Genomic DNA, 14,522 nt, shown 5'->3' on the forward strand with positions numbered 1-14,522 from the left:
ACCCACAGCCACCGTGGATAACCTAGTGAAAAACCCTATGACAGATTTGCGACAGCGAGGACTGGCGCGGGTCGAGAAGACTTTGAGCGAGGACTGATCATGAGCACCAGGACCATCATCGAGATCAATCACGATCATCTGACGCCCAGCACGTGCGCGTCCTTGTGTTCGCTGGTCAGTCAGCTTGGGCTCTCAACAATCACGGGCGAACTCAACCGCTTGGAGGGCGAGCCGATCAACTGGAGCGCCGGCGTTCGGGTTCTGGGGCAGCGGCATCACTCGGAAACGCTGACGCTGGAGGTTAAGTGACAGATGAAATCGCCCGCATGATCGAGACGACGCGGAAAGAATGGAAATTGTAGGGAGGATGTATGCTGACCCCCGCCGATTTGGCCGCAAGGCTGAGCATCAGCAGGACAAAGGCGCGGCAACTGGCGGCGCCCGGGGGGCCGATCCCCTGCATTCGGATCGGCCGGCTGATCCGATTCGATGAGCGCGACATTGTGGAGTACGAGGAGTCATGTCGATCTACTACGATAAAAAGCGCCGTCGATATCGCTTTGAGTTCGACCGCGTTGTCCATGGAAACCGGGTCCGAGGCACGAAATTACTTCCGCAAACTTGGACTCAAGCCCAGGCCGACAAGTTCGACCGGGAGGAAAGCGGCAGGCTCTACGCAATCGCCCAGGGAGTAGAGCAGAATGTCCCGACAATCGATGTGGCAGTGGTCCACTACCTGAAGGCAAAGCAGCACCTGAAATCCCACATGCAGGCCGCCCAGCACTTAAACGCCACGCTGCCATGGTATGAGGGCCGCAGGCTCAACGAGCTGCCGGATGTGGCCCAGGCCATCACGGACGACAAGACGGGCGAGTGGAAGGCGGCGACGATCAAGCAGCGCATTGCCCTGCTTCGGGCCGCTTGCCGGCTGATCTGGCGAGACAGGCGGCTACAGATTCCAGACCCGGCGGGCCACCTGACGCTGCCCGAGGTCAACAATGCGCGGCAGGAATATGTGGCCCGGCCCGAGGTGCTGCGTATGTGTCGAGCCATCCCAAAACGAGAGGCCCGCCGCATCATTCTGATCGCGTTTTATTCGGGGATGCGAAGGAGTGAAATCTGGACGGCGGGGGTCGATGCCGGACGTTTTGTGCTGGCCGACACCAAAAACGGAGATCCGCGCATTGTGCCGATTGTGGGCAAGATCGCCTGCTACGCCCGCAAGCTGCCGCCGTCAATCAGCTACCGATCGCTCATGATTTGGCTGAAAAAAGGCGCGGCGGCAATCGGGCGGCCAGGATTGCGGCTGCACGATCTGCGGCACAGCGCGGCGTCCGGGATGGTGCAGGCCGGCGTGCCGCTCTACACTGTCGGCAAAGTGCTGGGCCACAAGTCGCAGGCATCGACTGCTAGGTACTCGCATTTGGGCACCCAAGACCTGCACAATGCGCTGTCAGCAATCGGCAAAAAGAGTGTGGGGAAATCTTGACATACGACAGGCTTTCCACTGTCTATATGTTCAGTATTTCGCACTGGATATACAGTAGTTTCACTGTTTGCCTATACAGCCTTTATGGATTGCAAATCCGTGTACGTCGGTTCGATTCCGGCTTGCGCCTCCAAATGAAATCAAGGACTTACGTTTCTGGCGTAGGTCCTTTTTTCGTTTGGGTGTCAACGAAGTGTCAACCGACGGTGGTTGTTGACACTTGAGGGGCGCATGGTGTCTGCATGGCCCACCCGGTGGCTTCTCCTGCGTACTATCAGCCTGAGTGGGCTGCTGTTGAAGCCCGCCGCGCAGGGAGAGCCGTTGTAATCAGTCAAGGAAGGGATCATGAGTCGTAGCCGCCGCAAGACGCCAATCGTAGGACATACCAGCAGTCCCAGCGAGCGTGAAGACAAGAAGATTTGGCATCAACGCTGGCGCTCACAGGAGAAGGCGGTGCTTGGTAGCGCATCGGCAGAAGCCCTTGACACGCACATGACCCTGAAAAAAAGCGAAGTCAGCAATGTGGGGCGATGAGCAAAGATGGCCGATCGTACTGGCCCATTTCCCGGCAAGCTGAGATGGCGGCAGACTTCGCTGGTCGCCAAGGCCGCACCCCGCAGGAGCGTGAAGCCTTGAAAAAACGCTTGCTGCACAAGTGGATGGCGAAGTGAGTCCACAACGACTACAACCGCGAAATGCTCCTGTTGTCTAAAAGTGTACCGCTCCCAACAGTTGCCAAGCGTTGCGACAAGGTTCCTACTGCCCTTAGCTTATGAATGGGAAACGATAAATTCACTTTTATTTCAATGCGTTATGAAAAAACGCCAGTTTCCGAATAGTTTTAACGTTTTGGTTGCGCTACGAATTTTTTTAGCATACACTTCGTTTGCGGATGAAAATCCGAAGCCGAACACGGTTAGCTCCGTTGGCGGCAAATCCTAAAGCCACTTCGGTGGCTTTAGTTGTTTCTACGGGGCCACTATGTACATCTGCTATGTCGACGAGGCCGGATGCACCGGCGCACTGCCGTCAGCGGCATCTTCAATTCAGCCTGTTTTCGTAATTTCCGGACTCATCCTACCTGCAAGGGAAGTCGCAGGGGTCACGCGTGAGTTCATAGCACTAACGATCATGGTGGTAGGCACCACCCCTGAAGATGAAAGAGACTTTGGGGTGGAAGGTGTTGGGTGAAGGTCGTAAAAGTTTTTGGCGGCTCGACCCCGCGGCTAACGTGACCGGCCGGACTGACTCGCACCCCGGATTGCTTCCCTAGAGAGCGCACGCTAAACAGGCCGTTGGCGACATGTCGCCTTCAGGCACGTTCAGTCCCGGCACCCGCCACCTTCCACCCTTAAGTCTAATCGACAGGAGGTGGTATGGAACTGGGAGCGTTATACAAACGGGTGATCGGTCTGGACATTCATCAGGCGCAGATCACGGCCTGTGCGCTGATCGAGGAAGCAGACGGCTGCGCACGCATCGAGCAACGTCAATTCGGCGCGTTCAAGCGAGACCGTCGGGAACTGGCCGACTGGGTGGCGTCACTACGCCCCGACGAAGTCGTGATGGAGAGCACCGGCATTTACTGGAAGAGCCCGTATGCGGCACTGGAAGCGCGTGGCATCTGCGCCAAGGTGGTCAATGCGCGACATGTGAAGAACGTGCCGGGCCGCAAGACCGATGTGGGTGATGCCCACTGGTTAGCGACGCTGGCGCGAGCGGGATTACTGCGCGGCTCGTTTGTACCGCCGGCCAAGCTGCGGGAACTGCGCCTGATCGCCCGCCAACGACAGAAACTTGTCGGGCAACTGGCCAGCGAGAAGAACCGTCTGCACAAGGTGCTCACCGATAGCGGCGTGCGCCTGGGGGTGGTGGTCAGTGATCTGCACGGCCAGTCGGCACGCGCCATGGTCAAGGCGATCATCGCCGGACAAGCGCCGCAGGAGGTGCTCAAGCTTGCCAGTCGCCGCCTGAAGGCCAGCCGCGAGGAAATCTTCGACGCCCTGCAAGGCGACCTGACGGCCAGCCATCACTTCGTCCTGGATGAACTGATGCAGCATGTCGAGGAAATCGAGGCCCGTATCGTTCGCTTCGATACCCGGCTGCTCGCCGAACTGAAATCCGAACACAACGCCTTGGCCCTGCTGCAAACCATTCCCGGCGTCGATCAGATCGGGGCTGCCATGCTGTTGGTCGAAATCGGCTCCGACATGGATGTCTTTGGTAGTGCCGATCGTCTTGCCTCCTGGGTCGGCATCTGCCCCGGCAACAACGAATCAGCCGGCAAGCGTAAATCCGGTCGTGTTCGCAAGGGCAATCTGTATGTCCGGCGCCTGTTGTGCGAGTTCGCTCACGCCGCTAGCCGTACTCAATCCGTCTTCAAATCGAAATTCCAGGCCTTGATGGTGCGCCGTGGCTATAAACGGGCCATCATCGCCATCGGCCACAAAATACTGCGAACGATCTTCTTCATACTCCAGCGTGGCGAACACTACCGGGACAGCGCCACCGACTATGAGGCCCTATCCGTTCAACGCAACGCTCCACGCTGGATCAAGGCTCTGACCAAGTTCGGATTTATCCAACCTGCCAGCGCCTGAGCCGCACCGCCCTAGCCCTTACAGCCTTCGATGGCTGGGGGGGCGCTCGGTCAGAAATGCCTGTCTTTCACGCTAAAGAAGCGTTTTTTCCCTAAGCGACTCCCTGCCGCTGCTCGTTACCATGACTGGATGACCCTTGAAATCAAGGGGTCTGATATTCGACGTATGGCACGAAGCACATCAAGAAATGATCGTCGGTTCGCATATGGGGTCATCAAAGCTGCCCTAGATATACTGACGAACCATCACGCAAGAATAGTTGGCCGCATCTTCGTTAAGCCAATTGGTGGAGCCTTTGACGGAACATCTGTCTATAGCAGCAGTGTTCAACGAATTTGCGAAAGCCTCCAACATTTTTTGCAACGTCAAAATGACGATGGCATCCTAATTGCTGATAGTAGGAATAAAGCAAAGAACTCTGGCATATCACATTCAGTGTTCACGCAAATGTATAGCTCCACAGGGAATCCTTATCCAAACCTGATCGAAGCGCCAACATTCGGCCATAGCGATAACCATGCTGGCCTACAGCTTAGCGATCTACTGTGTTCTGCTCTGCTGTTTCCTATGACAACCGAGCTTTGCTGTCTGCGCCACATTCAAGATCAAACACATTGCTTTGCGCAACATGCGAATCTGCGCACACGTTACGGTGCAATATTGCGTACATTACAGTATCGCTACCAGCATAACGGATATTGGAATGGTGGCATCTCTTTAGCTGATCCACTCAATAATTATAGAGCGGTAGACCTATTTGGCCGATCTGCCCAAGAGGCGATACCAGATGCAAATACTGCCGATAGTTCCCTAACAGTATAGATCGGTCTTACGCAATGAATGGGGTGCTCAGTGGGCTGGATCATCTTCCTGCAGGATGGCCGCGTAGTCCTGTCCGCCGTAAAACACGCCCAGAACAGATACCTGGTCGCCTTCTACATCAAAGGCAATCACAGCACGTTTTCGGTAGTGCGTGATCCTCAGTCCTAGGCGCACATCATCACGTTGCGATCCTCGATACGGAAACGTCGCCAGGCTCTCGCAATACGTAACGATGGCATCGGTGTAGTCGGCAGCAATGTTTGGAGAGGCCGCCTGCGCGACATAACGATACAGATCCGCCAGTTGCTCCAACGCCTCGGGTGAAAAAACAACGCGGTAACTCATCGGAGCTTTGCGTGCTCAGCAGCCAAACGGGCGCGTACCTGTTCCGGTGTTACTGCGCGGGACGGATCAGCCTTGAGCGCGTCATATGCAGGGACAACCTGATGGTGTAACCAGCGTTCGACGGCGCGATCCCGGGCCAGCAAGGCTCGCAATCCATCCCGGATGACCTCGCTTTCGCTGGCATACTCGCCTGTACGCACCTTGGACTTCACGACATCCGCCATTTCATTGGGCAAGGTAATGCTGAGTTGCTGCGTGGTTCGCACGATGGCCTCCCATCTTTAAAGTAGGATTTAATCCTACTCAATCAGATGCAGGAAGTCCAGTTTTAGCGTGAAAGACAGGCATTTCTGACCGAGCGCCCCCCCAGCCATCGAAGGCTGTAAGGGCTAGGGCGGTGCGGCTCAGGCGCTGGCAGGTTGGATAAATCCGAACTTGGTCAGAGCCTTGATCCAGCGTGGAGCGTTGCGTTGAACGGATAGGGCCTCATAGTCGGTGGCGCTGTCCCGGTAGTGTTCGCCACGCTGGAGTATGAAGAAGATCGTTCGCAGTATTTTGTGGCCGATGGCGATGATGGCCCGTTTATAGCCACGGCGCACCATCAAGGCCTGGAATTTCGATTTGAAGACGGATTGAGTACGGCTAGCGGCGTGAGCGAACTCGCACAACAGGCGCCGGACATACAGATTGCCCTTGCGAACACGACCGGATTTACGCTTGCCGGCTGATTCGTTGTTGCCGGGGCAGATGCCGACCCAGGAGGCAAGACGATCGGCACTACCAAAGACATCCATGTCGGAGCCGATTTCGACCAACAGCATGGCAGCCCCGATCTGATCGACGCCGGGAATGGTTTGCAGCAGGGCCAAGGCGTTGTGTTCGGATTTCAGTTCGGCGAGCAGCCGGGTATCGAAGCGAACGATACGGGCCTCGATTTCCTCGACATGCTGCATCAGTTCATCCAGGACGAAGTGATGGCTGGCCGTCAGGTCGCCTTGCAGGGCGTCGAAGATTTCCTCGCGGCTGGCCTTCAGGCGGCGACTGGCAAGCTTGAGCACCTCCTGCGGCGCTTGTCCGGCGATGATCGCCTTGACCATGGCGCGTGCCGACTGGCCGTGCAGATCACTGACCACCACCCCCAGGCGCACGCCGCTATCGGTGAGCACCTTGTGCAGACGGTTCTTCTCGCTGGCCAGTTGCCCGACAAGTTTCTGTCGTTGGCGGGCGATCAGGCGCAGTTCCCGCAGCTTGGCCGGCGGTACAAACGAGCCGCGCAGTAATCCCGCTCGCGCCAGCGTCGCTAACCAGTGGGCATCACCCACATCGGTCTTGCGGCCCGGCACGTTCTTCACATGTCGCGCATTGACCACCTTGGCGCAGATGCCACGCGCTTCCAGTGCCGCATACGGGCTCTTCCAGTAAATGCCGGTGCTCTCCATCACGACTTCGTCGGGGCGTAGTGACGCCACCCAGTCGGCCAGTTCCCGACGGTCTCGCTTGAACGCGCCGAATTGACGTTGCTCGATGCGTGCGCAGCCGTCTGCTTCCTCGATCAGCGCACAGGCCGTGATCTGCGCCTGATGAATGTCCAGACCGATCACCCGTTTGTATAACGCTCCCAGTTCCATACCACCTCCTGTCGATTAGACTTAAGGGTGGAAGGTGGCGGGTGCCGGGACTGAACGTGCCTGAAGGCGACATGTCGCCAACGGCCTGTTTAGCGTGCGCTCTCTAGGGAAGCAATCCGGGGTGCGAGTCAGTCCGGCCGGTCACGTTAGCCGCGGGGTCGAGCCGCCAAAAACTTTTACGACCTTCACCCAACACCTTCCACCCCAAAGTCTCTTTCATCTTCAGGGGTGGTGCCTACCACCATGATCGTTAGCCGCTAAAATTCCAACACACCGTCTGCCCATACCAGCGGGTGCGGCGCTCACACTACGGAGAATCCGTCATGGGCCGGAAAGAAACAGAAGACGCGATTGCCGAAGCACGTGCCGGCGGCCGGTAATCCCCCCATAAACGTCAACGTCGGCTGAAAACTGACCCAGCGGCGCAAGACGTTGGGGTTCAGGTCATGCTCGATGGCCACCGCCGCCAGGGAGACGGCCGGGTCCATGCACTGGGCGACCAGATTGGTCTTGAACTGTGCAGCATAGGTGCGGCGCCGACGACGCGGCTTGCTGGTGGGGTCTTGGTGCATACGTGTCCACGATATTTAAGCAGACACGTATGCTCTATCGGATGCGTAGACGGCTCAAGGTGTGTTCACCGGACGGATACGTTTATCGCCCGCTCGCCCTGCTCAGCAGCGCCTTCTATCTGGTTCTTGTTCATCGGCTCACGATTTACGCTCCGCGCTTCCTTCCCACGCCCGGTCACCCTCACGCAGTTGCGCTTCACTTCATTCGCTGTGATCCACTCATGGCGGGACTTGCACCCGCAGGAGTGCACCCATGCTGGGCGCACAATAAAAAAAACCAGACCTCCTGTTTCAGGAGGCCCGGCTGCACTGTGATTTCCTGCGAATCACCGCCCGAAGGGCGGCAATCCGCCGGATATCAGAGAATCTGGATCTTGGTGGCCTGAGGTCCCTTCTGTCCGGGTGCGGACACGAAGGAGACGCGCTGGTTTTCTTCAAGGGATTTGTGACCGGAGCCCTGGATCTCCGAGTAATGCGCGAACAGGTCCTTGCCGCCGGATTCGGGCATGATGAAGCCGAATCCCTTTTCGCTGTTGAACCATTTCACGATGCCGATTTCTGTAGTCAATGTCTTTCCTAAAGGTAAAAGGGAAACTTTCCCCACCCCCACTATGGGGGTTTACTGCATGCGACACAATCACACTTTCAATTTGTCGCAAATGAAGAACCGGACGCATACGATGCACCCGCCGTCTGCGGGCGTGGCTACGCCTGCATGACGGGCAGCGCGCGCGCCCGGATATAACTGAATGCCTCGGCCTTGGCGAATTCGACCGCCGCCTGGGCGGATTCGAAGAGCGGCGTGAACCGCATCAGGCGATCCTGGGTCATGCTGGCATGGCCGCTGCGAATCGAAACGGAGGCGACATACCGCCCCCCATGATCGCGGCGAACCAGCGGAGAAACCAGGTACTTGCCGACCTGTATGGATGGATACATGAAAACCTTTCGATGCCGGCGATGGACCGGACATCCAATGAAACAATGAAAGCGCGAAGCGCGTGGGGTTGAACTCTACCCGCGGCTGGCTCGCAGGGGTATTCGCTGCGGGCGAGGGGCTGCCGGAAACAAGAACCCGGGTATCGGGCGCGGCCGGCGAAGGAAGAAGGTCAGGACCAGATGCCGCGCGTTTTTCATGGAATCATTCTGCACGCTGCGACAACTTCTTGAGAGTATACCACGTCCGGCGCGCATTCCTGCCCTCGTCACAAAAAATGAGGCGGGACGCAGCTCCCTCACCCCAGCGCCGTATCCAGGAACATCATCACGGCGAAACCGGCCATCAGGCCGACGGTGGCCGCCGTCTGGTGGCCGTTGCGGTGGGTCTCGGGAATGACTTCGTGCGACACCACGAAGATCATGGCGCCAGCGGCCAGGCCCAGGCTGACCGGATAGGCGAGGGGCAGGCCGCTGGCGATGCCCACGCCCACCAGGGCGCCCAGGGGCTCCATCAGACCCGAGGCGACAGCAACGAGGACCGCCTTCCCGAGCGGCAGACCGATGGCCCGCAGCGCCAGGGCCACGGCCAGGCCTTCGGGGATATCCTGGATGGCGATGGCCGTGGTCAGGGGCAGCCCGACCGCGAGGTCGCCGCGGGCGAAGCCCACTCCGATCGCCATGCCTTCGGGCAGGTTGTGCAGCACGATGGCCAGCACGAACAGCCAGACGCCGCTGATGCGCGCCGCGGCCGGACCATGGGCGCCGGAGCTTTCATGCTGGTGCGGCGTGAAATAATCCAGCCCCAGCATCAGCAGCACCCCCAGCCCCAGGCCGATCGCGACCGTCAGGGCCGCACCCGCGCCGCTATCCAGCAGGTCGCGGGCCGCGTCCAGGCCGGGCAGGATGAGCGAAAACGAACTGGCCGCCAGCATCATCCCGGCGGCGAAACCCAGCATGCAGTCCTGGGCGCGCGTCTCGACGGAACGCAGGCCCAGGGCCAGCAGCGCGCCCAGCGCCGTGGCGCCGAAACCGGCCGCCCCGCCCAGGGCCGCGTATCCCAGGAAACCCCGATTGTCCTCGGAAAATGATTCCGTGCCGCCACCGAGCAGCAGCCAGAGCACGGCCAGCAGCGCCACCCCCAGGCCGAAGGCCGCGATCCGATGCTCGCGCAGCTGGCGACGCCACGCCTGGACGAGGGGCTCGGGAACCGTCCGCGCGTCACTCATCGCCATGCACGCCCGTCGGCAGGGCCGCCATGGCCTGGGCCACCGCCGCCGTCAGCCGCCTGGCATACGGCACATGCAGGAACTCGTTGGGGCCATGGGCGTTGGACTTCGGTCCCAGGACGCCGCACACCATGAACTGCGCAGCCGGGAAACCCTGGCGCAGCAGGTTCATCAGCGGGATCGTGCCGCCCTGGCCGATATAGCCGCAGGGCGCGTCGAAATACCGCCGCGACGCGACGTCCAGCGCATCGCGCAGCCAGGGCGCGGATTCGGGTGCGTTCCAGCCGCTGGCCACTCCCGGGTCGGGTTGGAACAGGACACGAGCCCGGTAGGGAGCGTCCTGCTCCAGCAAACGCTTCAGCTCGTCCGCGGCCGTGCCGGCATCGACCAGCGGCGGCAGGCGCAGGGACAGCTTGAAGGCGGTGCGCGGCCTCAGCACGTTGCCGGCGCTGGCCAGGGGCGGCAGGCCTTCGGCGCCGGTGACGGACAAGGCCGGTCGCCAGGTGCGGTTCAGCAGGGCCTGTTGCGGGTCGGTCACCATCGGCAGGACGACGCCGCCCTCGGCACCGCAGCTCCAGGGAAAGCGTTTCCAGACTTCGTCGCCCAGGATGCGGGCGGCCTCCCGGGCCTGCTCCGCGCGCTCGGCCGGGATGTCGCAATGGAAACTGCCCGGCAGCACGCGGCCGGTGCCGCTGTCCTCCAGCCGGTCCAGCAGGTGGCGCAGGATGCGGAAGCTGGACGGCACCACACCGCTGGAATCGCCCGAATGCACGCCTTCGTCGAGCACCTGGACTTCCAGCGTGCCGGCCACCAGGCCGCGCAGCGAGGTCGTCATCCAGAGCTGCTCGTAATTGCCGGCCCCCGAATCCAGGCAGACCACGAGAGCGACGCGGCCCAGGCGGTCGCGCAGAGCGTCGATATAGGGCAGCAGATCGTAGCTGCCGGATTCCTCGCAGGTTTCGATCAGGCCGACGCAGCGCGGACGCGGCACGCCCTGGCGGTCCAGCGCCTCGATGGCGGTGAGCGATGCATAGACGGCGTAACCGTCGTCGGCGCCGCCCCGGCCGTAGAGCTTGCCATCGCGCAGCACCGGTGTCCACGGCCCCAGGCCGGCGCGCCAGCCGGAAAATTCCGGCTGCTTGTCCAGGTGGCCGTACATCAGCACCGCGTCGCCGACGTCCCGGCGCGTCGCGGGGGCCTCGAACCACAGCACCGGCGTGCGGCCCGGCAGGCGGATCACCTCGACCGACAAGCCCTGGATCCGCCGCGTCCGCGCCCAGCGGGCGGCTGCTTCCACCACGCGGTCGATGTGGCCGTGGGCGGCCCAGTCGGCGTCGAAGGCGGGGCTCTTGGCCGGGACGGCGATGTAATCGGTCAGTGCCGGGACGATTTCCCGGTCCCATTGCGTGTCGATGAAAGAGCGGAGAGCAACGGGATCCAGTCCGGCGGGGGCGGCGGCCAGCGGTGTGTCCATGATGTTTCCTGGAGATTCGTCCAAAGGGCCATTTTACGCCGGCTGCCCCATTCCCCGACGCGTGTCCTGGACACGCCCGCCCGCTACAATCTTCACACCATGACACGCATCAACTGCATCCCCGTCGAAGAACTGAGCGCGTCCCATCTGGTGGCCGAATACAGGGAACTTCCCCGCGTCTTCGCGCTCGCCCGCAAGGCCGCCGTCCGGGGCGACCGGGACGCGCCGGACCGCTATACCCTGGGCAAGGGCCACCTGAAATTCTTCTACACCCGGCTGGACTACCTGGCCCGACGGCACCGGGACCTGGTCGCGGAAATGCGGCAGCGCGGCTACAAGCCGCGCTTCGAGGGCATCACCCGGGCCAGCTTCCCGGATCTCCCCGACGGCTGCTGGAACGACTGGACTCCCACCCTGGAAGCCCTGGCCCTGAACCGAGCCCGCATCGGCGAGCGCGGCGGCGCGGCCGGCGGCCCGCGTCCGTGATGGACGAGCAGGTCCTGGCCGCCATGGCCCGCTGGCCGGACGTGCCGGCGGTACGCGGCTGGCTGTCGCTGTCGGCGCGCGGCCAGTGGCGCCTGCATCCCCACGGGCGCGGCTGGGGCGTACCGGACGAGGAGCCCGGCGAAGCCATCACCAGCCCGCGGATCCTCGCGTTCATCGGCCGCAATTACCTGGCGGACGACGCGGGCCGCTGGTTTTTCCAGAACGGCCCGCAGCGCGTCTACGTGCGCCTGGATGGCGCCCCCTGGATCCTCGGCATGGACGCCGATGAGCGAGGCCGCCCGCGGCTGCGGACCCATACCGGCCGGGACTACGGCCCCGTCGCGCGCTGGTGGCTGGACCCCGACGGCCGCCTGTACGCCCAGTCGGACCAGGGCGCGGGCCTGATGTCCGACCGCGACCTGGCCCGGGCGATCGAGGCCCTGCGCACGGCCGACGGCCGGCCGCTGGACGACTGGCTGGAGCGGCCCGACCCCGCCGGAATCACTGTACGCCTGGCCGGCAGTGACGATCCCCCCGGCCGCGTCCCGGCCGGGACGCCGCTGGGCCTGCTGGCCACCGACGTCCTCGAAACCGCGCTGGGCTTCGTTCGCCGGCCGTAGTACCCCTCCACTTCGCGCCTCGCGGGGCGTTCCGATTCGACAGGCACAGGGTTTTCCCCGAATCCGAGGAAAGTGCCATGTTCCGGCAGGAATATGCATTCAGGAGAATTCACTAACATATTTACAATTTCCGGGAGCCGTCCATCGTCATCAGACTCATCAGAACCAGGAGACAAGCCATGACAAGCACGACCCCGATGCTGGAACGCATCCAGTCCATCCTCCCCGAACTCGCCTCCCGCGCCGCCCAGTCCGAAAGCGAACGCAAGGTGCCCGCCGAAACCATCGCCCTGCTCAAGAGCACCGGCCTGCACCGCGCCTTCCAGCCCAGGGCCTACGGCGGGCTCGAAATGCAGCTCCCGGAATTCGGAAACTGCGTCGCGGCTCTGGCGGGCGCCGACGCCGGCGCGACCTGGGCCTTCAGCCTGCTGTGCACGCACAGCCACCAGCTCGCCATGTTCTCCAGGCAACTGCAGGACGAGCTCTGGGCCGAAAATCCCGACGCCACCGCCAGCAGCAGCATCGCCCCCTTCGGTCGCACCGAGGAGACCGAAGGCGGCGTGCTGTTCAGCGGCGAGATGGGCTGGAGCAGCGGCTGCGACCATGCCGAATGGGCCATCGTCGGCTTCAACCGCATGAATGCCGCGGGTGAAAAGGTCTACAGCTTCGCGGTCGTCCCCCGCGAGGACTACGTCATCCGCGACGACTGGTACGCCATCGGCATGCGCGGCAGCGGCTCCAAGACGCTGCTGCTGGACAAGGTCTTCGTGCCGGAGCACCGCATCCAGGCCGCCAGGGACATGATGGAGGGCAGGTCCGCCGGCTTCGGCCTGTACCCCGACAGCAAGATCTTCTACACCCCGTACCGGCCCTATTTCGCCAGCGGTTTCTCGTCCATCAGCCTGGGGATCGCCGAGCGCATGCTCGAAGCCTTCAAGGAAAAGACGCGCAATCGCGTGCGCGCCTACACGGGCGCCAACGTGGGCACGGCCACCCCGGCCCTGATGCGCCTGGCCGAATCAACCCACCAGGTGGCCGCCGCCCGGGCCCTGCTCGAAAAGACCTGGGAAGACCACCGCGAGCACGGCGAGGCCAGGCGCTACCCTTCCCACGCGACGCTGACCGCATGGCGCACCAACCAGGCCTACGTGGTCAAGCTGTGCGTCGATGCCGTCAACCGCCTGTTCGAGGCCGCCGGCGCCGGCGCCTGGTTCGAGACCAACGAAATGCAGCGCCTGTTCCGCGACAGCCGCATGACGGCCGCCCACGCCTACACCGACTACGACGTGTGCGCCCAGATCCTGGGGCGCCAGCTCATGGGCCTGGAACCCGACCCCGCGATGATCTGAGGAAGGCCGCCCATGAACGCCCCGCATCCCGCGGAACCAGCGGCCTTCGACCCGCGCATCCTTCGCAGGGCGCTGGGCAATTTCGCTACCGGCGTCATCGTCGCCACGGCCAGCGACGGCGAGGACAGGGTCGGCGTGACCGCCAACAGCTTCAGCTCGGTCTCGCTCAACCCACCGCTGGTCCTCTGGTGCATCGACAAGCGCTCCGGCAGCCTGCCTGTGTTCCGGCGCGCCACCCATTTCGCCGTCAATGTCCTGGCCATGGACCAGATCGAACTGTCCAACCGCTTCGCCCGGCCGCACGAGGACCGCTACGCGGGCGTCTCCTGGCGCCCGGGCCCGGGCGGTTGCATCCTGCTCGACGGCGCGAGCGCCAGCTTCCAGTGCGAGAAGGCCGGGATCCTCGAAGGCGGCGATCACTGGATCCTCATCGGCCGGGTGCTGGCCTTCGAGGACAAGGGCACCGCGCCCCTGCTGTACCACCAGGGCTCGTATGCCATGGCGCTGCCCCACCCCCACCGGCGGCCGCCGCAGGGCGCATCCGGCGGGGACGCCGCCAACGACCTGCGGACCCGGCTGGCCGACCACCCCTATTTCCTGATGACCCAGGCCGTGCGCAGCTACCAGGAAAGCTACCAGCCCCGGCAGATCCGGACCGGATGGCGTCCCGGCGAGGCGCGCCTGCTCATGATCCTGAATGACGGTCCCGTCCGCGACATGGCCGCGCTGGCCCGCCAGGCCGACATGCCGCAGCATCAGGCCGAACAGACCCTGGATCTGCTGCGCAGCCGCGGCCTGGTCGAACACACGCCGGACGGCGAGGCGCTGACAGAGGACGGCGCCTCGCAGGTCCGAGTCATCTGGGCGATGGCGCGCAGCCACGAAGAAAAAGTCTTCGCCCGATTCGACCGGGCACAGGTGGAGACCTTCAAGCAGGTCCTCAGGGGCATCATCGCCGCCCCGGCCTGAGCC

Annotated in this window: 18 protein-coding genes and 1 pseudogene; 11 read left to right on the plus strand and 8 right to left on the minus strand. The window is 62.5% G+C overall.

Annotation, left to right across the window (positions count from 1 at the left end; translation table 11 throughout):
* Nucleotides 1-99: 99 nt before the first annotated feature.
* The 7 genes and pseudogenes from ACTPOE_RS16935 (at nucleotide 100) to ACTPOE_RS16965 (ending at nucleotide 4,911) form a co-directional block, all read left to right on the plus strand.
* Nucleotides 100-309, plus strand: a complete 210-nt coding sequence (locus ACTPOE_RS16935; protein ID WP_458873385.1) for a hypothetical protein — start codon at nucleotides 100-102, stop codon at nucleotides 307-309.
* A gap of 62 nt (nucleotides 310-371) precedes the next feature.
* Nucleotides 372-464 (plus strand): annotated as a pseudogene (locus ACTPOE_RS16940) (hypothetical protein); the annotation flags it as partial.
* 56 nt (nucleotides 465-520) lie between these two features.
* A complete protein-coding gene (locus tag ACTPOE_RS16945) occupies nucleotides 521-1,489 on the plus strand; it encodes a tyrosine-type recombinase/integrase (protein ID WP_458873386.1) in 969 nt (322 codons plus the stop codon).
* Between the two features lie 345 nt (nucleotides 1,490-1,834).
* Nucleotides 1,835-2,023 (plus strand): hypothetical protein, encoded by a 189-nt coding sequence (locus ACTPOE_RS16950; protein WP_458873387.1) that lies wholly within the window; start codon nucleotides 1,835-1,837, stop codon nucleotides 2,021-2,023.
* Nucleotides 2,020-2,160 (plus strand): hypothetical protein, encoded by a 141-nt coding sequence (locus ACTPOE_RS16955; protein WP_458873388.1) that lies wholly within the window; start codon nucleotides 2,020-2,022, stop codon nucleotides 2,158-2,160. The genes ACTPOE_RS16950 and ACTPOE_RS16955 overlap by 4 nt, the downstream gene beginning before the upstream one ends.
* Before the next feature lie 705 nt (nucleotides 2,161-2,865).
* Nucleotides 2,866-4,089, plus strand: a complete 1,224-nt coding sequence (locus ACTPOE_RS16960) for an IS110 family RNA-guided transposase (RefSeq protein WP_458870713.1) — start codon at nucleotides 2,866-2,868, stop codon at nucleotides 4,087-4,089.
* A gap of 129 nt (nucleotides 4,090-4,218) precedes the next feature.
* The gene (locus tag ACTPOE_RS16965) at nucleotides 4,219-4,911 is read left to right on the plus strand and encodes a DUF3800 domain-containing protein (protein ID WP_458873389.1); all 693 of its coding nucleotides are present in this window, start codon (nucleotides 4,219-4,221) and stop codon (nucleotides 4,909-4,911) included.
* Nucleotides 4,912-4,938: 27 nt separating this feature from the next.
* Here ACTPOE_RS16965 and ACTPOE_RS16970 read toward each other — a convergent pair whose 3' ends face one another.
* The 8 genes from ACTPOE_RS16970 to ACTPOE_RS17005 form a co-directional block, all read right to left on the minus strand.
* Nucleotides 4,939-5,256, minus strand: a complete 318-nt coding sequence (locus tag ACTPOE_RS16970) for a type II toxin-antitoxin system RelE/ParE family toxin (RefSeq protein WP_458873390.1) — start codon at nucleotides 5,254-5,256, stop codon at nucleotides 4,939-4,941.
* Nucleotides 5,253-5,522 carry a ribbon-helix-helix domain-containing protein gene (locus ACTPOE_RS16975; RefSeq protein ID WP_458873391.1) on the minus strand — a complete coding sequence of 90 codons (270 nt, stop codon included), beginning with the start codon at nucleotides 5,520-5,522 and terminating at the stop codon, nucleotides 5,253-5,255. The genes ACTPOE_RS16970 and ACTPOE_RS16975 overlap by 4 nt, the downstream gene beginning before the upstream one ends.
* Nucleotides 5,523-5,660: 138 nt before the next feature.
* Entirely contained in the window at nucleotides 5,661-6,884 is a 1,224-nt protein-coding gene (locus ACTPOE_RS16980; RefSeq protein ID WP_458870713.1) for an IS110 family RNA-guided transposase, read from the minus strand.
* 302 nt (nucleotides 6,885-7,186) lie between these two features.
* The gene (locus ACTPOE_RS16985) at nucleotides 7,187-7,456 is read right to left on the minus strand and encodes a transposase (RefSeq protein WP_458873392.1); all 270 of its coding nucleotides are present in this window, start codon (nucleotides 7,454-7,456) and stop codon (nucleotides 7,187-7,189) included.
* A gap of 358 nt (nucleotides 7,457-7,814) precedes the next feature.
* Nucleotides 7,815-8,024 (minus strand): cold-shock protein, encoded by a 210-nt coding sequence (locus ACTPOE_RS16990; RefSeq protein WP_458873393.1) that lies wholly within the window; start codon nucleotides 8,022-8,024, stop codon nucleotides 7,815-7,817.
* A gap of 137 nt (nucleotides 8,025-8,161) precedes the next feature.
* The gene (locus ACTPOE_RS16995; protein ID WP_458873394.1) at nucleotides 8,162-8,395 is read right to left on the minus strand and encodes a hypothetical protein; all 234 of its coding nucleotides are present in this window, start codon (nucleotides 8,393-8,395) and stop codon (nucleotides 8,162-8,164) included.
* Nucleotides 8,396-8,691: 296 nt separating this feature from the next.
* The gene (locus ACTPOE_RS17000; protein ID WP_458873523.1) at nucleotides 8,692-9,621 is read right to left on the minus strand and encodes a ZIP family metal transporter; all 930 of its coding nucleotides are present in this window, start codon (nucleotides 9,619-9,621) and stop codon (nucleotides 8,692-8,694) included.
* Nucleotides 9,614-11,095, minus strand: coding sequence for a M20 family metallopeptidase (locus ACTPOE_RS17005; protein ID WP_458873395.1), 1,482 nt, complete (start codon nucleotides 11,093-11,095; stop codon nucleotides 9,614-9,616). The genes ACTPOE_RS17000 and ACTPOE_RS17005 overlap by 8 nt, the downstream gene beginning before the upstream one ends.
* Before the next feature lie 99 nt (nucleotides 11,096-11,194).
* Here ACTPOE_RS17005 and ACTPOE_RS17010 point away from each other — a divergent pair, with 99 nt between their 5' ends.
* From ACTPOE_RS17010 to ACTPOE_RS17025, 4 genes are all read left to right on the plus strand, one after another.
* On the plus strand, nucleotides 11,195-11,581 hold the full coding sequence (locus tag ACTPOE_RS17010; RefSeq protein WP_458873396.1) for a pyrimidine dimer DNA glycosylase/endonuclease V: 387 nt from the start codon (nucleotides 11,195-11,197) through the stop codon (nucleotides 11,579-11,581).
* On the plus strand, nucleotides 11,581-12,201 hold the full coding sequence (locus ACTPOE_RS17015; RefSeq protein WP_458873397.1) for a DUF2946 family protein: 621 nt from the start codon (nucleotides 11,581-11,583) through the stop codon (nucleotides 12,199-12,201). Before ACTPOE_RS17010 ends, ACTPOE_RS17015 begins: the two co-directional genes overlap by 1 nt.
* Nucleotides 12,202-12,380: 179 nt before the next feature.
* Complete coding sequence (locus tag ACTPOE_RS17020) at nucleotides 12,381-13,550, plus strand: p-hydroxyphenylacetate 3-hydroxylase oxygenase component (RefSeq protein ID WP_458873398.1); 1,170 nt, start codon at nucleotides 12,381-12,383, stop codon at nucleotides 13,548-13,550.
* Nucleotides 13,551-13,562: 12 nt separating this feature from the next.
* Complete coding sequence (locus tag ACTPOE_RS17025; protein WP_458873399.1) at nucleotides 13,563-14,519, plus strand: p-hydroxyphenylacetate 3-hydroxylase reductase component; 957 nt, start codon at nucleotides 13,563-13,565, stop codon at nucleotides 14,517-14,519.
* Nucleotides 14,520-14,522: the final 3 nt, after the last annotated feature.

The organism is Castellaniella sp. WN, assembly GCF_054457555.1.